This is a genomic window from Streptomyces cyaneochromogenes, assembly GCF_003963535.1.
Lineage (GTDB): Bacteria > Actinomycetota > Actinomycetes > Streptomycetales > Streptomycetaceae > Streptomyces > Streptomyces shaanxiensis.
Genome location: NZ_CP034539.1, coordinates 1283349 through 1305694, shown reverse-complemented (window position 1 = coordinate 1305694; position 22346 = coordinate 1283349). Strand labels below are relative to the sequence as shown.

At 71.7% G+C, this 22346-nt stretch carries 13 protein-coding genes; all 13 read left to right on the top strand.

From position 1 onward, the window contains the following. Nucleotides 1-16: 16 nt before the first annotated feature. Nucleotides 17-2032 carry an ATP-binding protein gene (locus EJ357_RS05600; RefSeq protein ID WP_126389210.1) on the top strand — a complete coding sequence of 672 codons (2016 nt, stop codon included), beginning with the start codon at nucleotides 17-19 and terminating at the stop codon, nucleotides 2030-2032. Further along, entirely contained in the window at nucleotides 2023-2331 is a 309-nt protein-coding gene (locus tag EJ357_RS05595) for a hypothetical protein (protein ID WP_228472978.1), read from the top strand. The genes EJ357_RS05600 and EJ357_RS05595 overlap by 10 nt, the downstream gene beginning before the upstream one ends. Then, complete coding sequence (locus EJ357_RS05590; protein WP_126389208.1) at nucleotides 2328-8783, top strand: eCIS core domain-containing protein; 6456 nt, start codon at nucleotides 2328-2330, stop codon at nucleotides 8781-8783. Before EJ357_RS05595 ends, EJ357_RS05590 begins: the two co-directional genes overlap by 4 nt. A 28-nt stretch (nucleotides 8784-8811) precedes the next feature. Next, nucleotides 8812-9588, top strand: coding sequence for a hypothetical protein (locus EJ357_RS05585; protein WP_126389206.1), 777 nt, complete (start codon nucleotides 8812-8814; stop codon nucleotides 9586-9588). Then, entirely contained in the window at nucleotides 9585-10271 is a 687-nt protein-coding gene (locus EJ357_RS05580; protein ID WP_126389204.1) for a hypothetical protein, read from the top strand. Before EJ357_RS05585 ends, EJ357_RS05580 begins: the two co-directional genes overlap by 4 nt. Before the next feature lie 7 nt (nucleotides 10272-10278). Then, nucleotides 10279-10647 (top strand): hypothetical protein, encoded by a 369-nt coding sequence (locus EJ357_RS05575; RefSeq protein WP_126389202.1) that lies wholly within the window; start codon nucleotides 10279-10281, stop codon nucleotides 10645-10647. 43 nt (nucleotides 10648-10690) lie between these two features. Continuing rightward, nucleotides 10691-11782, top strand: a complete 1092-nt coding sequence (locus EJ357_RS05570) for a hypothetical protein (RefSeq protein WP_175647801.1) — start codon at nucleotides 10691-10693, stop codon at nucleotides 11780-11782. Nucleotides 11783-11868: 86 nt separating this feature from the next. After that, entirely contained in the window at nucleotides 11869-12402 is a 534-nt protein-coding gene (locus EJ357_RS05565; RefSeq protein ID WP_126389200.1) for a phage baseplate assembly protein V, read from the top strand. A 19-nt stretch (nucleotides 12403-12421) separates the two neighbouring features. Continuing rightward, nucleotides 12422-12775, top strand: a complete 354-nt coding sequence (locus EJ357_RS05560; protein ID WP_126389199.1) for a hypothetical protein — start codon at nucleotides 12422-12424, stop codon at nucleotides 12773-12775. Beyond that, entirely contained in the window at nucleotides 12772-13155 is a 384-nt protein-coding gene (locus tag EJ357_RS05555) for a GPW/gp25 family protein (protein WP_126389197.1), read from the top strand. Before EJ357_RS05560 ends, EJ357_RS05555 begins: the two co-directional genes overlap by 4 nt. After that, a complete protein-coding gene (locus EJ357_RS05550; protein WP_126389195.1) occupies nucleotides 13152-16259 on the top strand; it encodes a putative baseplate assembly protein in 3108 nt (1035 codons plus the stop codon). The genes EJ357_RS05555 and EJ357_RS05550 overlap by 4 nt, the downstream gene beginning before the upstream one ends. After that, a complete protein-coding gene (locus EJ357_RS05545; protein ID WP_126389193.1) occupies nucleotides 16256-20071 on the top strand; it encodes a putative baseplate assembly protein in 3816 nt (1271 codons plus the stop codon). Before EJ357_RS05550 ends, EJ357_RS05545 begins: the two co-directional genes overlap by 4 nt. After that, nucleotides 20071-22266, top strand: a complete 2196-nt coding sequence (locus EJ357_RS05540) for a hypothetical protein (protein ID WP_126389191.1) — start codon at nucleotides 20071-20073, stop codon at nucleotides 22264-22266. The genes EJ357_RS05545 and EJ357_RS05540 overlap by 1 nt, the downstream gene beginning before the upstream one ends. The last annotated feature ends 80 nt before the right edge of the window (nucleotides 22267-22346 follow it).

Sequence of the window (22346 nt, the reverse complement as noted above, 5' to 3'; positions counted from 1 at the left end):
GGGGGCAGGTGAGGGCATGGGGACGAACGAGCCGGGCACGGCGGGTACTTCGGGCACGGCGGGCGAACACGGCGGCAGCGCGACGCTGATCGTGGAGATCCGACGTGTCCTGACCCGTATCGACGCCCACGCGGCAGGCGCCGGACAGGCCGCCGGCGCAGAATCCGACGCCGGATCCGCCGCACCCGGCGCCACCGGCTCCGCGAGCCCGGCTCCCCTGGCCGCACCCGGCACCGCTCCCCTCGACGCCCTCGTCAGCTGCTTCGGCCTCACCCCCTTCGAACGCGACCTGGTCCTCCTCACCGCCGCCGACGAACTGGACCCCACCACGGCAGCCCGCTGCGCCGCGGCCAGCGGTGACCCGCAGCGGGCGTACCCGACCTTCTCCCTCGCCCTGGCCGCCCTCGCCGAACCGCACTGGAGCGCGCTCACGCCCGTCGCGCCGCTGCGTCGCTGGCGGATCGTGGAGCTGGACGACGAGTCGAGGCTGACGACTTCCCGGCTGCGGCTCGACGAGCGGATCCTGCACTTCCTGCTGGGCTCCCCCTACCTGGACGCCCGCCTGCACGGCCGCCTGCGCCGCACGCCGGTGCCGGGGGAGCTGCCGCCGTCGTACGACCTGGCCGCGAGCCGTGCCGCCGAGGGCTGGACGACGGGGGCGAGCCCGGACGCGCCGTTGCTCGTCGAGGTGACCGGCGGTGACCTGCGCAGCCGGGCCGACATCGCCGCCGCCGCGGCCGCGCGGTCCGGCCTGGGGCTGTACACCATGGGCGCCGAGGACGTACCGACCGACCCCGCCGAACGCGACCGGCTCGCCCGGCTCTGGCAGCGCGAGGCGATCCTGCTGCCCGCCGCGCTGCTCGTCGAGGTCGGCGAGCTGGACCGCGACCAGCGGGCGGCGACCGAGGCCTTCCTGGCCGGGGCCGCCGTACCGGTCGTCGTGTCGAGCGAGGACCCGCTCCGCACGGACCGGCCGCACGGCGCCCGGGTGGCCGTGCCCCGGATGGACGACGAGGAACAGGTCGAGCTGTGGGCCGAGGCCTTCCACCCCGTCGCCGACCTCGACGACGGTGAACTGCGCTCCCTGGTCGCCCAGTTCCAGCTGCCCCCGCACGTCGTACGCTCCGCCGCCGCCACCGTACGCCGCCGGCTGCCGTACGAGGACGAGCTGGACGCCGCCCAACTCGCCTGGCGCGCCGGGCTGGAGGAGGCCCGCGTCGGCATGGACCAGCTCGGCCGGCGGATCGAGCCGGAGGCCGGCTGGGACGATCTGGTGCTGCACGAGCGGCAGGTGAACGTGTTGCGGGAGATCGTCGCGCACGTACGCCAGCGGGGCACCGTCCACCAGGAGTGGGGCTTCGCGGGCACCCTGCGCCGCGGCCTCGGCGTCACCGCGATGTTCGCGGGCGGCTCCGGCACCGGCAAGACGCTGGCCGCCGAGGTCATGGCCAAGGAGCTGGGCCTCGACCTGTTCATCGTCGACCTCTCCCAGGTCGTCAGCAAGTACATCGGCGAGACCGAGAAGAACCTCCGCCGGGTTTTCGACGCCGCCGAACGCGGTGGCGCCCTGCTGCTGTTCGACGAGGCCGACGCCCTGTTCGGCAAGCGCAGCGAGGTCAAGGACAGCCACGACCGGTACGCCAACCTGGAGGTCAGCTACCTGCTGATGCGGATGGAGGCCTACCGGGGCCTGGCCATCCTCACCACCAACATGAAGAAGGCCCTCGACACCGCCTTCATGCGCCGTATCCGCTTCGTCGTCGACTTCCCCTTCCCGGCCGAGCACGAGCGCGCCGAGATCTGGCGCCGGGTGCTGCCGTCGCAGGCACCCGTCAAGGACATCGACCCGGGCCTGCTCGCGCAGCTCACCGTCGCAGGCGGCTCGATCCGCAACATCGCGCTGTCCGGGGCGTTCCTCGCCGCGGAGGAGGGCGACCGGCTGCAGATGCGGCACATGCTGGCCGCGGCCCGCACCGAATACCTCAAGCTGGAGCGCTCCCTGACGCCGACGGAGGTCCGCGGGTGGGTGTGAACAGGGACGTCAACCGGGACGTCAGCAGGGAACCGAGCGCGATCCGGGTGGAGATCGGCGAACTCGCCCTGCAGGGTTTCCGCGCCGACCCCGAGCGGGTCTCGGCCGCGTTCGAGCAGGAGCTGAGCCGCCTGGTCCGCGCGCACGGCGTCCCGCTGGCGGCCGACGGCGCTCTTGCCGTCGACGCGCTCACGGGCCTCCCCCCGTTGCCCTCCGGACTGTCCGCCCGCCGCCTCGGACAGGAGCTGGCCCGCGTCGTGCACGAGGGACTCAGCGGCCACGGGGAGGTGTCGCGATGAGCAACGCCCAGGCGCAGGACGCCCGTTCGGAACAGTCGGCCGAACAGCGCCGCCGCAAGCGCAAGGAACGCGCCGCCAAGTCCCGCACGCCGGAACCCAAGGACATCGTCAGCGGCGCCGGTCAGCCCCTCGACCCGGGTGTGCGGCGGGAGTTGGAGGAGCAGCTCGGCCATGACCTGAGCCGCGTACGGCTGCACACGGGCCGTGACGCCGGACAGCTCACGGACCTGCTCGGCGCGGACGCGGTCGCCGTCGGCCAGGACGTCTTCTTCCGCGAGGGCGCCTTCAAGCCCGGCACGGACGAGGGCCGCCGCCTGCTCGCCCACGAACTCCTGCACACCGTGCAGAACCCGCACGGCCTCGGCACGCTGCGCGCCGGACGTGACCTCGGCGCGGTCAGCCTGCCTCAGCAGGCGATCGAGCGGGAGGCGGAGTCGGCCGCGCAGGACCTCGTCCGTCCGGAGGCGGCACGCGCGCAGGGGGCCGCTGCGGAGGTCGAGGAGGGGCAGGCCACGCCCGGCTGGCTGCGCTACGCCACGCTCGACGCCGACCGGATGCGGGCCGAGGCCGTCGACCCGGCCACGCTCGTGGACCGCCTCGCGAACAATGTGCTGCGCTCGCTGCGCGGCGACCCGAGCGACGCGTCCGGCCGGGTGCGGCTCCAACTGGGGCGGATGTCCGACCAGTTGGCGGACAAGGTGGTCGACCGGCTGGAACGGCGACTGCTCACGTCCGAGTACGAGCAACTGCTCGACCTCTTCGAGGAGTCGGGGACGACCGGCCCGCTCGACCTGCAGCCCGCCGAGGTGCCGCTGCCCGAGGTGGACCTGTTCGCGGAGCTCGGCGTCGAACGCGTCGAGTGGAAGAGGAAGCAGGAGACGGCCGGCGGCACCAAGGAGAAGCGTGCCGCCGACGCCCGCGAGGAGCGCAAGGACGCCAAGGACCGCGACGAGAAGGCCGGTTCGAATCGCAGCCGGGCGCAGTCCGACGCCGCCACCGAGGACCAGGAGGCGGCGCAGCGCAAGGAGCAGGAGGACGAGCGCAACGCCTCCCGGCAGCGCGCCAAGGAAGAGCAGCAGCAGGAGGACGAGCAGGCCGCCGGCGACCGCGAACGCGTCGACGAGGCCGCCGACCGGCGCACCGAAGGACAGCAGCAGGGCGCCGAGGAGGCCAAGGAGGAGCGCAAGGAGCAGCGCGAACGCGAAGAGGCCGACCCGCAGCAGGCGAGCGCGCCGGGCGCCGACAAGCGCAGGCGGCGCGACGAGCAGACCCAGCCCGCCGCCGGGTCCAGGCGCGAGGAACTGGACCCGAAGGCCAAGGCGCAGCCCGGCCCCGTGCGCCCCGAGAAGGTGGACGAGCGGGCCGAGCAGCGCGACTCCGCGCTGTCCGAGCACGGGCTGCACGAGAAGGACGAGCACGAGGACGACGTCCGCGAGGAGGAGAAGCCGCTCGGGCTCGAAGCAGGGGCCGACGGGGAGATCGAGGGCAGTGACGACAAGGGCGGGAAGGCCGCGCAGGCCGAGCCGGAACCCTCGATCAAGCCCGAGGACCATCTGCCGGACACCGACCTCGACCTCAGCGCCGTACCGACCGCCGAGCAGTTGAAGCCCGGGGACCCCGAACCGTCCGTGCCGTCCTTCCCGACGCCTCCGCCCACCAAGGCCGAGAGGATCGAGCGGGAGCGCGAGCAGAACGAGCAGGAGCAGGACGAGGACGCGGCCGGGCCCGAGGCCAAGGCCCCAGGGCAGGACGAGGGTCCCGTCGAGGGCGAGGCGCCGCAGCCCGAGGGCGGGCCCGTCGCTCAGGCGGAGGACCGCAGCGCCAAGGACCTGCAGGAGACCGAGAAACCGCTCGACCAGGAGGTCGGTCCCGACCCGGCGACCGAGGACAAGGAACGGCCCGAGCCCGAGGCCGAGAAGCCCGATCCCGCGCAGGAACAGGAAAAGGAGCAGGCCAAGGAGCCGGACGCGGCCGAGGAGGAGCGCGACCCGGACGAGCCGACGGACGTACGGGAGGAACCGCAGGCGGCGCGGGCCGGCGCCGAGCCCGGGTCTCGTACGGCGGACGGGGCGCAGTCGGCCGCCGCTGCGGCCGCGGCGCCGGTGACCGCTGCCGTCACTGCGGCTCCCGTACGCAAGCCCGCCGGTGCGCAGACCCCGAAGACACCGGCAGAGGACCGCAACCCGTCGCCCGCCGCGCGGCGCGCCGCGGCGCCGCCCAAGCCGGAGCGCGAGGCGCCCAAGGCCAAGTCGCAGGTGCCGCAGGAGTCCGCGGCCGCACCCGCGCCGCGCGGGCCGGTCGGCGGCAGCGAGAAAGGCCCCGGACCGACGACCGCCGCCGGGCCCGGCGCCGCACCGTCCGTCGGACAGGCGGCGGTCAGTCCGGCGGCCGAACAGACCGGGGGACCCGGCCAGTCGGCGGGGGCCGCCGCGCCCCGGCCCGAGGCGTCGCTGGAGAAGGACGGCGGTGGCTGCGCACCGCCCGAGCCCGCCGCGGAGAAGGACGACGGTGGCGGGGGCAGCTGCGGGGGCGGTGGCGAAGCCGCGCCCGAGGAGAAGGAGCAGGAGGCGCCGGACGTCTCCGGGCAGGACCCGAAGGCCGCCGTCCAGACCGTCAGCAAGCTCGCGCCGGACCAGGCCGCCGCCGCCATGCCCGGCGTGGACCAGGCCGCCGACAAGAAGGTCGGCGAGGAGCAGCAGCGCCTGGATGCCGCCCCGCCCACGCGGGAACGTCCCTCGGGCGCACCGCAGACCCGTTCGGCACCGCCCGTGGCGGCTCCGGCGGCGGCGCAGGTCTCCGGCAAGGTCGAGAGGATCGGCCCGGAGAGCCAGGGCGACAAGCAGAAGGCCAAGGGCAGCGACAAGGCCGAGGGTGAGAAGCCGAGTGCCCCTCCGCCGCCGCCCCCGGCCGTGCCGACCAAGGGACTCAGCGAGGCCGAGGCACAGAACGTGGAGGCCGCGGCCGATGCCGTGCCCACGCGCGACCCTGCCCTGGAGAACAAGACCGTCGGTCCCGCGCCGAAGATCCGTCTCGAGGGCGCCAGCGACCCGACCCGCACGGACGACCAGCAGAAGGCTCTGAAGGAGAAGCAGTCCGACATCCAGTCGACGGGCCGTGAGGACGCGGCCAAGCCGATGGGCGAGGACCAGATCTTCCCCGACGCGCCCCAGGAGCAGCTCACCGGAAAGGCCTCCGGAGGCGGGGGCGGAAAGGGCGGTGCCCTGCGGGCCATGTCGCCGCCCAAGGCCGGCGTCGGCAAGGTCGCCGCGGAGGAGAAGGGCGGCGAGATCCAGGGCGCCGCCGGGCAGGCGCAGGGGGACCTGGCCGCCAAGGAGCAGGAGCAGCGGCAGGGCGAGCAGCAGGCCAAGCAGGACAAGCAGGCCGAGATCGACCGCGAGGTCGCGCAGAACGCCGACAAGCAGACCGCCGAGCGCGGCCGGGTCGCGCGCGAGACCCAGACGCAGCGCGAGCAGTGGCGGGCCGAGCAGGACAAGAAGGTAGCGGACGCGGACAAGCAGTCCGACGAAGAGCACACTGCCAAGAACAAGGAGATCACCAAGGCCCGCGACGACAAGGACAAGGAGGTCGACGACCGCAAGGGCAAGGACAACGAGCAGATCGACAAGGAGCGGGAGAACGCCGAGAAGGAGGCTGAGAAGAAGAAGGAGGAGGAGAAGCCGAGCGGCGGCTTCTTCGGGATGCTCGCCGACGCGGTGGGCGACTTCTTCAAGGGCCTGCTCGAAGCGGTCACCGCGGTCTTCGAGGCGGCGCGGGCCGCCGTCAACGGGATCATCGACAAGTTCAAGGAGTTCGCCAACGCGGCGATCGACTTCGTCCGTGACCTGGCGATCTCGGCGATCAACGCGCTGGCTGACGCCCTGATCGCCATCGGTGACGTCCTTCTCGCCGCTTTCCCCGAACTGCGCGACAAGTTCCGCAACGCGATCGAAGGCATGCGGGACGCGGCGATCGCCAAGGTCAACGAACTGGCGGACGGCCTGAAGAAGGCGGTCAACGCCCTCCTGGACGCTCTCGCCGCGGGCCTGAACAAGTTGCTGGACGTCCTGGAAGCCGGCCTCAAGGGGGTCATCAAGGCCTTCCAGGCGGTGATCGAGGGCGCGATCAAGTTCGCCCAGGCCGCGATCGAGGCGCTCGGCAAGTTCGCGGCGCTCATCGCGGACATCGCGCCGGACCCGGGCGGCTGGATCTCCAAGGCGGGCTCCGCGGCCAAGACCGGTATCTCGGACCACCTGTGGGGCGCCATCAAGGTGGCCGTGAAGCGGTGGTTCGACACCAAGGTCGAGGGCATCCTCGGCCTCGGCAAGGCGGTCATCAACGTCCTCGTCAAGGGCTGCGTGTCGCTGAAGCAGATCGGCAAGATGGCCTGGGACGCGATCATCGCCTCCCTCCCGATGATGATCGCCTCCCTGGTCATCGAGAAGGTCGTCTCGATGATCATGCCCGCGGCCGGCGCCATCCTGACGATCGTCCAGGGCCTGATGGCCGCCTGGCAGAGCATCAGCTCCATCCTGGCGGCCTTCTCGAAGTTCTGGGCGTACCTGAAGGCGGTCAAGGCCGGCCCGGCTGCGTGTCTGTTCGCGGAGGCGGTGGCGGCGGGCGTGGTGGCCCTGCTCGACTTCATCGCCAACTTCCTGATGATCCGCCTGTCTTCGGCGACGAAGGGCGTGGGCAAGCGGCTTCAGGGGATGGCGCAGAAGATCACGGATGGGCTGAAGCGGACTGGGAAGGGCGCCAAGCAAGCGGCGGGGGACGCGGTCAACAACGCGCGAGGGGCGTTGCGGAACGCGAATCAGAAGGTTTCGGCGCCTGGGGCTGCGGCGCCGAAGCCGAAGTCGGCGCCTTCACCTGGGCCGAAGGCGCCGGTGAAGCCGAAGGACACGGCTACGCCCAAGGGGCCGGCCAAGCCGGATCCGGTGGCGGCGAAGCCGAAGGATGCGGCACCTGGGAAGCAGGAGACGCCGGGCAAGGACCGTACGCAGGAGTCGGCGAAGGACCGGACCCCCGACAAGGACCAGGGACCCGCCGGAGGCAAGACCCCCGATTCCCCGACCCTCAAGAAGAAAAAGGAGATCGAGGGCCCCAAGCCGACCAAGCCGAAGAAGCCCAAGTCCCCTGCGGGGAAAGCCCTGTCGAAGGCCAAGGGTGCGGTCAAGTCGGCCCTGAAGAAGGTCGGCAACGCGGCGAGGACTCTCGGTAGCAAGCTCAAGAAGAGCAAGCCGGGCAAAGCCCTTAAGAACAGTGCGTCGAAGCTGCGTGACGCCTTCAAGAAGAAGCGCGACCAACTGCGTGATCGGCACAAGCGGCGCACGGATGAAAGGAAACAGCGCCGCGATGATCGGCGCAGGCAAGAGCGATCTCCCGAGGCGAAGCAGCGGCGCCTCTCCCTGATCATTGAGCGCCTTCGACGCACGATTGTTCCGCTCCTCAAGCGAGGACTGCGAGGGCCGATCTATTACGGGCTCCTCCAAGCTCTGCGAGTGTGGCATCGGCTGACACGCCTGGCCTCGTCCGGCCAGCCGGATTTCCGAATCACCGCCACCCTCAACCCCAGTGGCACTGTCACGCCGGGGACATGGGACGAGGACGAGGACGGGTACAAGGTCGCCCGCTTCGAGCCTTTCGAAACCGATCCCCAGGGCAAAAAGGACAAGGATCTCAAAGAGGATGATCCTGACGTGGCGGCATTCCGGAGGGCCATCGCCGGGGAGTTGAAGGAGCTCGACGAGGATGCCCCTCTGAGTGAGGTCAAGGGGCTGTGTGCGCGTCTCGCTAACAAATCGCGTGGAATCAAGGCTCAACAGCTGAGGTGGCTCGACGAATCACCCGATGCGTCGACTCTTCTGCTGGATCACCCGGGCGCTGCCATTTCGGCGGTAGGACGCTTCCAGAAGCAGAGCCTGTACGAACCCACCGGTGAAGTGATTGCCCAAAGTGTGTTCATGGACAGCAATGGCGGTCAGTACGTTCGCGATCAGAAGGGGCAGTACGTCCCTCGCCGCGTAACCCGAAACATGTCCCAGGCGGATCTGCAGAACTACAAGGACAAGGGGATATCCGCACGCAAGAAGGGCACGAACATCGCCCCGTGGCAGCATGTCGCGGGCGCCAAAAACTCTCCCTTCATATCCACGACGAAGATGAAGGAAGGGAACATTACCGATCCGAAGGGGGAGAAGTGGGCCACGGCCGAAGGATTCGAGTTCTACGGAACGATCGAGATCGACCTCGCGCACATCAATCCCGACTATATTCTCGACCTCACCACGAGGAAGGGCCAACAGGAGTGGAACCTTAAAGCGCCCGGGAAGAAGATCATGCAACAGGCGCTGCGGGACGTTGTGCGGACCCAGGAGGTCCTCATCCGCGGAAGCATCCCCAAGGACGCCATCAAGCTGATCATTGACAAGAACGGGAAGCGCGTCACCAGCTGAACCCCCAGGCTGCGAACCAGGAAAGAACATGGAGAAATTCGACACGTATTACTGGCAGGGTCGGCGCCTTGAGGATCCGGAACTCGAGGAGGCTCGGCTCGAGCTGGTGTCCCCGCAAAGCGGTGATGCCGCACGGCGCGCGTTCATCCGGCTTCTGCACAGCGACAGCATTCCGGCCATGGGGATCGCCCTGGACCACTACCACTATGCGCTCTCGGGTGAACGGCACGGAATGTCGAGCCTCCTCGCCTCCCATGCCTCCGAGGTCGTGGAGTGCGTGCGGAAGATTTTGCGCCGCCCTCTGCCCTCCGCGGCCGATGAAGGTGCGGCAACGGACAGAGCTGCTCGTGCCAGTGCGCTGCTCGTTCTGGTGAATGAGGCGACGCCCGAGGACTCCGATCTCATCGCGCGAAGCATCGAGGAGGCTCCCGGCCCCGATGCGCTTTCCGCGGCTCTCGGCGCGGCCGGTACGATCTTGGACTCCGTCCGTGAGCCCGGCCACCGCCTCGTCGCCGCCGTCGAGCGACTCGTTTTCGACGACTCCCAGGACTTCGACGAACGGCTGGAAGCGCTGCAGGCGCTCGCCCAGGGGAGCTCTCCCCGCGTACTGGCCGTCATGGTGCGGGCCTCGGCTCTGGAGGACCTCGAGTTGCAGGTGACGGCCGTTCAGGCACTCGCCTTCCACGACATGGCCACCTACCGCGGCCTTGTCGAGGAACGTGCGGCTTCCTGGCCCGAGGGGGCTCCCTACCCGGCCGCGGACGTCCGGCGGCTCCTGCGAGAAGACGACAGGGAGACCAAGTGACCCGCTACGCAGACATCCCCAAACCCATCCGCTCCGGCCTGGTCGTAGTAAACCCCGACACCGGCACCCCCCAACGCATCATCATCCTCCAGTTCAACCCCGACACCCTGGAACGCTCCCTCGCCCCCCAAACCGCCGGCGGCCAGAACGCCGAAGGCGGCGGTACGGGCGGAGGTGACCGCAACGAGGCTCTCCGCCTCAAGGGCCCCGCCGAGGAGACCTGGAAGTTCACCGCCGAGATCGACGCCACCGACCAGTTGGAGGTCGCCGCTCCCGACGGGATTCACCCCCAACTCGCCGTGCTGGAAATGCTGGTGCAGCCGACCACCGCCCAACTGCGGGAGGCGGCACGGCAGACGCAGAAGGGGACCATCGAGATCACGCCGATCGAGATGCCGCTGACCCTTTTCACCTGGGGGAGCAAGCGCGTCATGCCCGTGCGGCTCACCGAGTTGTCGATCAACGAGTCCGCGTTCGACGTCAACCTCAACCCGATCCGGGCGAGCCTGAGCATCGGGCTGAAGGTGCTGAGCGTGAGCGACCTGCCAGCCGGGCACCGAGGCGCCGATCTGTACATGGCGCACCTCGCGCAGAAGGAGCGGCTCGCCGCGGCCGCCCGTGGCGGGAGCCTCGGGGCGCTCGGGCTGGCCGGGCGCGACACGATGACCTTGGGAAGGGGCTGAGCTGCGTATGGCCGAGGGAGTACAGCCGTACGGGAGTGCCTTGGACTCGATCCCGGGGGCTCATCCGTATCCCCGGGACAGCCGGTACCACGACGCCGAGATCGGGGTGCACACCGGACCCGACGGCACCGAAGTCAGGTACACGAAGCGGAGGCTGCTGCCGCACATCGGGGTGCAGGAGACCGAGGTCCACACCGTCGGCGCCGGCGAGCGTCCCGACCTCCTCGCGCAGCGGCTGTTCGGCGATCCGGGGCAGTGGTGGCAGATCGCCGACGCCAATCCGGTACTCGATCCGCAGGAGTTGACCGCCGAACCCGGGCGCGCGATCGACGTACCGCTCCCCGGCGGGTTCCCACAGGGGGGTAGGAGTGCCTGACGAACTGCCCGTCGGGCCGGGGCCCGTCCATATGTCCCTGCAGATGGGGCCCAGGCTCACCCGCCCCGTGCCCGCCGAGGTCATGGAAGCGCTGCTGTCCGCGCAGATCACCGCGACCGCGGGGGAGCGCAGCGGGTTCCAGCTCGCCTTCGACCTCACCAAACGCGGCCTCATCCAGCGCAATCTGCTGCCCGAAGGCTTCTTCGACCCCAAGACCCGGGTCATCGTGAGCGTGAGCGTGCGCGGCACCTCCCAGGTGCTGTTCGACGGGCTGATCGTCCGGCAGGAGGTCGGTGCCAGCAACCAGCCCGGCCAGACCACCCTCACCGTGACCGGCGAGGACCTGACCCTGCTCATGGATCTGGAAGAGCGCACCGCCGGGTACCCCAACCTGGCACCTTCGCGGCGCGTTCTTTCCATCCTCGGGCGGTACAGGGACTACGGCATCCGCCCCGACGTCAAGGACGAGCAGATCCTGCAGCCCCCGCAGGAGCAGCTGCGGGTGCCGTACCAGACCAGTACGGATCTGCAGTACGTGACGGAGCTGGCGAAGGCCAACGGCTATGTCTTCTACCTCGAGCCCGGGCCCGCGCCGGGGCTGTCGTCCGCCTACTGGGGGCCCGAGGTGCGTCTCGGTGTGCGTCAGCACGCCCTCAACGTCAACATGGACGCCAACTCGACCGTGGACCAGCTGACGTTCGCCTACGACGGCACCGCCCGCGAGGAGCCCCAGGCACGGTGGCAGAACCCGGAGAACCGGCACGCCACGCTGCTCGGTCAGCCGTCGATCAGCCCGTTGCGGCCCCCGCTCGGCCGCCGCCCCACGCCCGCGCTGAAGCGCCGGACCCTGGCCGGCACGGCCAAGCAGCAGATCCAGCAGGCCCAGGCCGAACTACTCGCCCGGGCCGCGACATCCGCCGACGTCATCACCGGCTCCGGCTCTCTCGACGTCACCCGGCACGGCTACCTGCTGCACCCGCGCAGCCTCGTCGGAGTGCGCGGCTCGGGACCGATGTACGACGGCGACTACTACGTCAAGTCGGTCACGCACAGCCTGCGCCCGGGCTCGTTCACCCAGAACTTCACGCTTTCCCGGGAGGGCCTGGTCGCGCGCGGCGACACCGTACGGCCGTGACGACGGCGACAACCCGAGCAACGCCGGAACACCGGAACGCAGGAACTCCGGGACACCGGAACACCGAAAACAGGAGCAGTTGACGCATGGCGGCACCGAACAACCGGTACCTGGGCAAGTTCCGGGGCCGGGTGATCGACAACAACGACCCGCTGGGCATCGGGCGGATCACGGTCCAGGTCCCCGATGTGCTCGGCGACGAGCCCTCGACCTGGGCGCTGCCCTGCCTGCCCTTCACCGGGCAGGAGGCGGGGCAGGTCGTGGTGCCGCCGAAGGACGCCGGCGTGTGGGTGGAGTTCGAGCAGGGCGATCCCAGCTTCCCGATCTGGACGGGGTGTTGGTACGGGGACCGCGCCGAGCTGCCGCCCGACGCGCGCCGGGAGCTGGCCCGGCCCTCCGAGCTCAAGCCCGTCGTCGTCCAGACCCAGCTGGCGCACAAGATCGTGATGAACGACGTGACCGGCCCCGACGAGGGAATCCTGCTGCAGGCCAAGAACGGGGCGTACATCCGCATCACCGAGGCGGCGATCGTCATCGCCGCCGGCAACGCCCGCATCACACTCCAGGACGGCAGGGTCATCGTCAACGAGGGCCAGCTGACCGTGGAACCGAAGCGTTAGGAACGGGGGAACGACGAACGTGTCCGGGACATCCGGGGCAGCAGGGAAGCTGCTGGCCGCCGACACGGTGATCAGTTGCCCGCACGGGGGGCGCGCCACACCGGCGCACACGCCGTCCCCGGCGGTGCTGATCGGCGGCCGGGCGGCGGCCACCGCCGCTCATACCTACACCGTCGCAGGCTGCGTCCACACCGTGAACGGTGTGCCGCAGCCCTGCGTGTCCGTACGGTTCACGGCCCCCGCGAGCGGCGTATCCGTCGCGGGCGCCCCCGTGCTGCTCGACATCTCCGCGGCCCAGTGCTTCAGCGCGGCCCTGGTCGCACAGGGACCACCCGTCGTCAACGCCGCGCAGCAGGAGGTGTCCACACGATGACCAGGCCGGTCACCCGTTCCGACATCGCGTTCCCGTTCCGTCCCGACCGCCGGGGCCGCACCGCGCACGCCACCCGCGGCGAGCACGTCCACGACCTCATCGAGCAGCTGCTGTTCACCAGCCCCGGCGAGCGCGTCATGCGCCCCGACTTCGGCTGCGGGCTCCTCGACCTGGTCTTCGCGCCGACCAGCCCGGAACTGATCAGCACCCTCGAACTCTCCGTCCAGGCCTCGCTCCAGCGCTGGCTCGGCGACCTCATCGACGTGGAGGCCCTCGACGTGGTCAGCGAGGACAACGTCGTCCGTGTGTACCTGTCGTACGTCATACGCGCCGACGGCGCCCGGCGCGACGACGTGTTCGAAGGGAGGGCCGCGGCATGACCGGTACGACCACCACCTCCCGCCGGGCCAAGGTCCGCGCCGCCCAGCTCAACGGGGTCGACTCCGTCGAGGTCGGCGACGACGGTCTGCTGCTCACCGTCACCTTCCTCGGCAAGGCCCCGCACGGCCTCGTCCCCGAGAACGTCCGCATCGACGGCGGCCGCCGCATCACGGGCGTCACCGCCGTGGACGTCAGCGTGGAGCGCGAGGAGGACCCCGAGCTCGACGACCGGCTCTACGTCACCCTCGACAAGGCCGGCGACACCTCCCGCTACCGGCTCTCCCTCGTGGAGACCGACCCGTACGGACGGCCCGGCACCGAGCCGTATCGCGGCTTCGACCAGCGCTACCACAGCGCGACCTTCGTCTTCCGGCCCGACTGCCCGACTCCCTTCGACTGCAAGGAAGACGAGCAGGACGCGTCCGACTTCCCGGCCGCGCCCGTCATCGACTACACGGCCCGCGACTACGACACCATCCGCAAGCTGCTCCTGGACCGGCTCGCGCTCACCACCCCGGACTGGGTCGAACGCAACCCCGCCGACCTCGGCATGACCCTGGTCGAGCTGCTCGCCCACACCGGTGACCAGATCAGCTACCAGCAGGACGCGGTCGCCACCGAGGCCTACCTCGACACCGCGCGCCGCAGGGTCTCCGTACGGCGGCACGTCCGGCTCATCGACTACGCGATGCACGACGGCTGCACCGCCCGCGCGTACGTCGCCGTCGAGACCGCCGGCGACCACACGCTCGCCCCGGGCACCTTCCGCTTCGCCTCCGTCGACGTCCGCACCCTCGACCCGCACGACCGGCCCGAACCCGGCACGGTCGTCGACGAGGCCGACCTCGGCGACCTCGACGAGCGCGGCTCGGTGGAGGTCTTCGAACCGGTCGTCACCGCCGACCCGCTGGAACTGCGCGTCGCGCACAACGCGATCCGCCTGTGGACGTGGGGCGACGAGGTCCGCACCCTGCCCAAGGGCGCCACCTCCGCCACCCTGCGCGACGAGTGGGTCGACCCGGAGACCTGCCGCGAACGTCAACTCGACCTCAGGCCCGGCGACTTGCTGATCCTGGAGGAGGTCAAGGGCCCGCGCACCGGCACCCCCGGCGACGCCGACCCGGGCCATCGCCAGGCCGTGCGCCTGACCTCCGTCACCCCCGCCGTGGACCGCATCGAGGACCAGCCGGTCCTGGAGGTCACCTGGGCCGCCGGGGACGCCCTGCGCTTCCCGCTCTGCCTCACCACGCGCGGTGGCCGCGACTGCCTGCCCGTCGAGGACGTGAGCCTCGCCCGCGGCAACGTCGTCCTCGTCGACCACGGCCGTACCCTGCACGGGCTGCCCGAGACGTTCACCGTCCCGCAGGTCCCCGCGGAGACCGCCCCCTGCGACCCGCCCGTGTTCGGGTGCGCCGACCGCGACGAGGGCAACGCGCCCGCCCGGCTCATCAACTCCCTCACGGACAAGGCCGAGTCGGGCGACGCCCTGTCGCCCGACGACGTCCGCGAGCTGTTCCAGGTGGTCGGCGAAGGGGCGACCACCAGGGCGGGAATCGGTCTGGAACGCGCCGGGCAGCGCCACGAGCGCGTCGTGCCCGGCACGGCGTACGCCCAGACCGCCGCCCTGCGCACACTGCTCGCCCAGTCCGTCTACCCGGGCATCCAGCCCCGCTTTCGCGCCGTCCTCGGCCGCGCGCCCGTGACCCAGGCGGTGCCGTTCCCCGAGCGCGGCACCGTCGCCGCCGGGCAGGCCGAGCGGATCGCCGCGATTCCGGGACGGGTGCGGCAGCGGCTCGTCGAGCTGTGGCGCAGCGCCCGCGACCGGGACGGCCTCGCCGACGCCGAGATCGCCGAACTCGCGGTGATCTACGGCCTGCGGATCCTGGAGCGCATCGAGCTGCGCCGCCACCCCGTCCGTGCCCTGCGTGAACTCCTGTACCGCAGCGACGAGTTGCTCGACGCCAAGCTGCGCCGGATCGAGGTCCTCACGGCACGTGCCCGCGCGGGCACGGTCCTGGACGGGCACATCGCCTGGGAGATCGCCCACAGCTGGGGCCCGTCGTACGCGGCCGGACTGCACCCGGACGAGCTGGTGCTGCGCGGCTCCGCGACCGCCGGCCTCGACCAGGACCCGCGCCGGGCGCTGCCCGCCGTACGCGTCCACGAGAACGAGGGCGAGGCCCTCGCCTGGGAACCGCGCCGCGACCTGCTCGACAGCGGCCCCCGCGACCGGCACTTCGTCGGCGAACTGGAGGACGACGGTCGTCTGGCCCTGCGATTCGGCGACGGGCGCCACGGTGCGAAGCCGACGCCCGGATCCCGGCTCGCCCTGCACTACCGGCTCGGCGGAGGGACCGCGGGCAACGTGGGCGCGGAAGCCATCAACCACCTCGTCGTCCAGTCCGACTGCGAGACGCCGCCCGCCGCCGTGGTCCGCAACCCGCTGCCCGCCGTCGGCGGTGTCGAGCCCGAACCCGTCGAGCAGGTACGCCAGTTGGCCCCGCTCGACCTGCGCCGCACCCGCCTGCGCGCGGTCACCGCCGAGGACTACACGGCCCTCGCCACCGCACTGCCCGGCGTGCAGCGCGCGGCGGCGGAGCTGCGCTGGACCGGCAGCGTCCAGGAGGCGCACATCGCGGTCGACGCGTACGGCACCGGCGCCCCGTCCGGCGAACTGCTCACCTCCGTCGCCCAGGCGCTGGAGCCGTACCGGCGCATCGGCCACGACCTCGTCGTCGGCGCCGCGCGGCTCGTCCCGCTGGACATCGCGCTGACCGTGTGCGCCAAGCCCGGCCACCAGCACGGGCAGATCCTGGCCGAGCTGTACCGCGTACTCGGCAGCGGTGTGCGGGGCTTCTTCCACCCGGACGCGCTGACCTTCGGCGAACCGGTACGGCTCAGCCGGCTCGTCGCCGTCGCGGCCGCGGTCCCCGGCGTGGAGAGCGTCCAAGTCACCCGGCTGCAACGGCTGTTCGAGCCGGACCGAGGAGAGAGGGAGGACGGCGTGCTGCGGCTCGGCCCGCTGGAGATCGCCACCTGTGACAACGACCCGGACCGGCCGGAGAACGGCCGGCTGGCGATTTCCCTGGGAGGTGCCCGATGACCGGCGTCCCGACGACCGAGGGCGCGATCACCGACGAGTGCGGCTGCGGCGGTGCCTGCCGCGGCGGCCACGACGAGCGCCTCGCTCCGGCCCCCGTGCACAACCCGCCCGGCCGCACGGCCCTTGACTACCGCGTCGGCGAGTACGGATCCTTCCGGGCCGCCCTCCTCGACCGCCTCGCCTCACCGGCGTACCCGGCCCTGGCCGGACTCACCGTCCGCACCCCGGACGACCCGGCGATCGGCCTCCTGGAGGCCACCGCCGTCCTCGGCGACCTGCTCACCTTCCACTCCGAGCGCATCGCCGACGAGGCCTACATCCGTACGGCCAACGAGCACCGGTCCCTGGTCCTGCTCGGCCGCCTTGTCGGCCACCGCCCGCGCCCCGGCGTCGCCGCCGCCACGCACCTGGCGTACACCCTGGAGCGCGACCCGCGCGCCGAGGCGCTGCCCGTGCTGATCCCGCGCGGCGCGCGCAGCCACAGCGTGCCCGCGTCGGCCGACGAGCAGTCCCTGACCTTCGAGACCAGCCGCGACCTGACGGCCCGCTGGGACTGGAACGAGCTGAAGGTGCGCCGCCGGCGCCCTTCCCTCATCACCCCCGCCGACCTGGAGCGCCGCTCGGAGATCTTCGTCGAGGGCACGGCCAACTCGCTGCAGACCGGCGAGCAGCTGCTCTTCGTCTTCGGTGAACAGGCGGGCGGCGAGCGCACGTTGCTGCCCGTAGCCAAGGCACGCGTCGACCGCGAGGACGAGGTCACGGCGATCTCCCTGCCGAGGTCGACCCCGCCCACCCTGAGGGAACTCGTCGACGAGGTACGGCGCTGGACCGCCGCCCCCGCGGCACCGGGCGAGCCCGGCGACGAGCCGCCCACGCCCGAGGTCCCCAACCCGAGGCCGGTCAGCCGGCTGATCGAGGACTTCGAGGACCAGGTCCTCGCGCCCCTGCGGGACGACCTCGACGGCATCAAGACCCCCGAGCGGCTCGCGGCCCGGCTCGCCGAACCCGTCGCCCGGCTCGGCGAGGCCCAGGTGCTGGCCGAGCCGTATGAGGACGTCGCGGCCTGGTTCGAGCAGCTGGAAGCGGTGCTCGCCGAACTCGCCCAGCGGGCACTGCGGTTGGCGCCCGCGCAGGACGCCGGGAATGAGCCGGGGGTGCGCAGCGCGCAGGAGAGCGAGGGCAGCGGGCAGGCCGCCGTCGAGCCTCGCGCGGCCGCTCTGCGGACCCTGAGCGCCGTCCTGCCCGCCCTGCGCGCCGCAACCCCCGCGCCCCGCGGCGGCACCGGTGCCCGGCGTCCGGGCAGCGACACCGCGCGCCTGCTCTCCGCCCTCAACCCAGCCCTCGGCAGCCTCTACCCGGCCTGGCGTACGGCGGCGGCCGCCGTCCCCGGCACCCCGCAGCTCCTGCGCGAACTGCTCGCCATGCGGGTCACGGCCGCGCCCTTCGGCGCCACGGCCCCGCTCAAACCGGTCCAGGACGACCGCGGCCGCGTCATCCGCACCGCCGACTGGCCCCTCACGGGCGCCGTGCTGGCGAGCCTGCGGGTCGTCTACGACACGTCGGGCCGGACCCCGGTCCGGGCCGAGTTCCAGTACGTCGAGGGCAGCAGCTCCGACCAGCGCGCCGAGAACCTGCCGGTCCCGCAGCCGGTGAACTTCCCGCTCGGCACCGGCCAGGTCGAGCTGTCCGTGCGCTCCGGCCAGGACCGCGACCTGAACTGGCTCAACCGCCGCCCCACCGACTCCCAGGACCCCGGTGTCACGGCCCGCCTCCACTCGGGCCTTCCCGAGCGCACCCTCTTCGTGTCCCGTCCGGACGACGAGGGCCTGGTCCACGTCGGCGTCCACAACGGCACGTCCGAGCAGATCGCGCTGCGGCCGAACACGAGCGAGCAGTTCACGCACGGCGAGTACGAGGTCAGCCTCAAGTACACGGTGGGCAGCACCGAGCCCAACGTCGAGGTCGTCATCGCCAGCAAGCCCGAGCCTCTCAACCGCCGAATCCTTCAGCTGGACACGGTCCACCCCGGCATCACGGTCGACAGCTGGGTCGCGATCCAGCGCCCGGCCAAGGGCGCCCAGGAGGGCATCCCCGGCGACGCCAGGCTCGCGTTCGTCACCACCAAGGTGGTCGCGGCGCGTACTGCGGCGTACACCAACTACGGCATCACCGGCCGCGGCACCGAACTCACCCTCGCCGACCCGTGGTTGGACGAGTTCGACGTCCTGCTCTCGCACATCCGCGACACCACGGTGCACGCGGCCGGCGAGCCGCTGCGCCTGGCCGACGAACCGCTCGGCGAGGACGTCCACGGCAACGAGATCGAACTCGCCGTGCTGTACGACGGGTTGCGGCCCGGACGGACGCTCATCGTGAGCGGCGAGCGCAGCGACATCCCGGGGACGGCGGGCGTCCAGGCCACCGAGGTCGTCACGATCGCCGCCGCCGACCCGGCCGTCGACCTCCAACTGCCCGGCGACCACGTCCACACCAGGCTCACCCTGACCGCAGACCTCGCCCACCGCTACCGCCGCGAGACCGTCCGGATCCTCGGCAACGTGGTCGAGGCCACCCACGGCGAGAGCCGCGAGGAGGCCATCGGCAGCGGTGACTCGGGCCGCGTGAACCAGACGTTCGCGCTGTGGCAGTCCCCGCTCACCTGGCTCGCCGACGACAACCCCCTCGGCGCCACGCCGGTGCTGGAGATCCGCGTCGACGGTGTCCTCTGGCACGAGGTCGACAGCCTCGCCGGACGCGGCCCCGGCGAGCGCGTCTACATCACCGGCTCGACCGCCGACGGCCGCACGACGGTGACCTTCGGCGACGGCGTCCACGGCGCCCGGCTGCCCTCCGGCCACGAGAACATCCGCGCCCGCTACCGCTTCGGCACCGGCAAGGCGGCGAACGTCGCGGCCGACCGCGTCACCCAGCCGCTCACCCGCCCGCTCGGCGTCACGCAGGTCACCAACCCGCGCCCGGCCAAGGGCGGCGCGGACGCGGACGGCCCCGGCCTGACCCGCCGTACGATCCCGCTCGCCGTGTCGGCCCTGGACCGCCTGGTCTCCGAGTCCGACTACGAGGACTTCTCCCGCTCCCGTGCCGGCATCGGCCGGGCCTTTGCGCGCGAACTCTTCGACGGTCGGCGGCGCGTCCTGCACGTGACGGTCGCCGGCACGGACGACGTACCGATCGACGGCGACTCGGACACGCTGCGCGCGCTGCGCGGAGCCCTGACCGAGTACGGGGACATCAACATCCCCGTCCGGGTGGACGTGCGCGAACTCGTGCTGCTGCTGGTCGCCGCCAAGGTGAAGGTCGCTCCCGACCACGCGTGGGAGATCGTAGAGCCCCGTCTGCGTCAGGCCCTGCTGCGCCGACTCGGTTACGAGGGACGTGAGTTGGGCCGGCCTGCCCGGCTCTCCGACGTCCTCGCCACGGCGCACTCGGTACCCGGCGTCGACTACGTCGACGTCGACGTCTTCACCGGCGTCCCCGCGTCCGCCACGCCCGAGGAACTCACCGGGATCCTCGCCGATCCCGGCCCGCCCAGGGCATCGGTCCCGGCCCACCCGGCGACGTACGACGAGAAGACCCACACGGTCCGCGCCGCGAACGGCGAGACACTGTCGGAGGTCAGTGCCAGGTACGGCGTCCCGCTCGCCGAACTGCTGCGCCTGAACCCCGACATCACCGACACCCGCCGCCTGGCGAAGGGCCGTTCGGTGTTCGTCTTCCGCGGTATCCGCCCGGCACAGCTCGCGATGCTGTCGCCGAAGGCCGCGGACACACTGATTCTGACGGAGGTCAAGTGATGGCCGCGCACTCGGCGGATGTCCAGTTGGAGACCGCGACCCCGGCGACGACGTCCAGGGAACCCGACGGGCTCGCCGCGCTGCTGCCCCGCTGGCACCTGCTGCGCGACGCCGAGGAGGGCGAACCGCTGCGCGCGCTGCTCGCGGTGATCGCCGAGCAGCTCGACCGGGTCCGCGACGGCGTCCAGCAGGGCTACGAGGACCTGTTCGTGGAGACGGCGGCGCCCTGGGTGCTGCCGTACCTCGGCGACCTGGTCGGCTACCGCACCCTGCCCGGCTACGAACGCGTCCTGACGACCGGCCTGCACGAGGGTGGCCGCGCCGCCCTCGCCGAGGCCGTCGCCCCGCGCGCCGACGTGGCCGCCACCGTCGCCAACCGCCGCCGCAAGGGCACCCTGCACCTCCTGGAGGAACTCTCCGGCCAGGTCACCGGCTGGCCCGCCCGCGCCGTCGAACTGTCCCGGCAGGTGTCCCACACCCAGCCCGTGAAGCTGCACGGCGACACCGGCGTCCACCGCGGCGGACGCGGCCGGCTCGTCGACCTGCGCGACAACTCCGCCCTCGACCTCGCGGGCGGCCCCTTCGGCGCCACGGCCCGCACGGTCGACGTCCGCCGCGCCAACTCCCGGCACCGTCAGGGTGGTTGGACTCCGGCCGGGGTCGCGCTCTTCGTCTGGCGGCTGAAGGCGCACTCGCTCACGCAGTCCCCGGCGTACTGCATCGACCGCGCCCGCAACCTCTACACCTTCTCGATCCTGGGCAACGACACCCAGCTGGTCACCAAGCCGTTCCCGGAGCCCTCGCCCACGCACATCGCGACGATCGACAACGTCCCGGCGTTCGTCACCCGCCGTCAGCTCCACGACCGGCTCACCGACTACTACGGCCCCGGCAAGAGCCTCGTCATCCGGCGAGACGGCGAGGACCAGCCGGTGCCGCCCTCCGACATCGTGGTCGCCGACCTGTCCGACTGGCGCTACCGGCCCAAGCGCGGGCAGGTCGCCGTCGACCCGGAGCTCGGCCGGATCGCTTTCGGGGCGCGGTCTGCGCCCCGGCAGGGCGTGTGGGTGGACTACCACCACGCGTTCGGCGCGGACATGGGCGGCGGCGAGTACGACCGGCTGGACCGCCAGCCGCGTCCGGACGCCGAGTTCTACCGGGTCGGGCCCGGGCAGCCGTACCGCCAGATCATGGACGCGTACCGGGCCTGGCAGCACGACCGCCGCGCCGGCCGCAGCGGCCCCGACGGCATCATCGAGATCACCCACAGCGGCGCCTACCAGGAGCAGCTGGACTTCGACCTCGACCCCGGCGACCGCCTCGAAGTGCGGGCCGCCGAGGGCACCCGGCCGGTGATACGCCTGCTCGACTGGTACAGCAACCGGCCGGACGCCCTCAACATCCGTGCGGTGTCCGAGGACTGCGCCCCGCACGAGCGTCCGCGCATCGTCCTGGACGGCCTGCTGGTCGCCGGACGCGGCATCAACGTCACCGGCCCCATGGGCGCGGTCGTCGTACGGCACTCCACGCTCGTGCCCGGCTGGTCGCTGGAGCCCGAGTGCGACCCGCACTCGCCCGAGGAGCCCAGCATCGTCCTGGAACGCACCACCGCGTGCCTCCAGGTCGAGCACAGCATCCTCGGCACCATCGAGGTCATCGGCGACGAGGTGAGCGAGGACCCCCTCGACATCCACCTGCGCGACAGCATCCTCGACGCCACCGGCCCGAGCCGTGAGGCCCTGTCCGCACCGGACTGCCGCCACGCGCACGCCGTGCTGCATCTGCACCGCACCACCGTGATCGGCGAGATCCACACCCACGCCGTGAAGATCGCCGAGAACTCGATCCTCACCGGCAGGCTCCATGTGGCCCGGCGCGGCATCGGCTGCGTGCGGTACTCGTATGTGCCGCCGGGCTCGCGCACCCCGCGCCGGTTCCGCTGCCAGCCCGACCTGGCCGGACCCGAACAGGCCGCTCGTGTACGGCCGTTGTTCACCTCGGAGCGCTACGGGACGCCCTGGTACGGCTTGCTGGCCGACCGGTGCGCCGAGGAGATCCGGCGCGGCTCGGACGACGGCGCCGAGATGGGCGCCTTCCACGACCTGTACCGGCCGCAGCGCGAGGACGGCCTCAGGGCACGGCTCGCGGAGTACACGCCGGCGGGCACGGACGCCGGGATCTTCTTCGTGACGTGAGGCGTGACGTGATCCCTGACGTGATGCCGGCCATGAGCCGAGCCGTGCGCGACGCCGCCGTAAGCCCTACCCGCACTTTC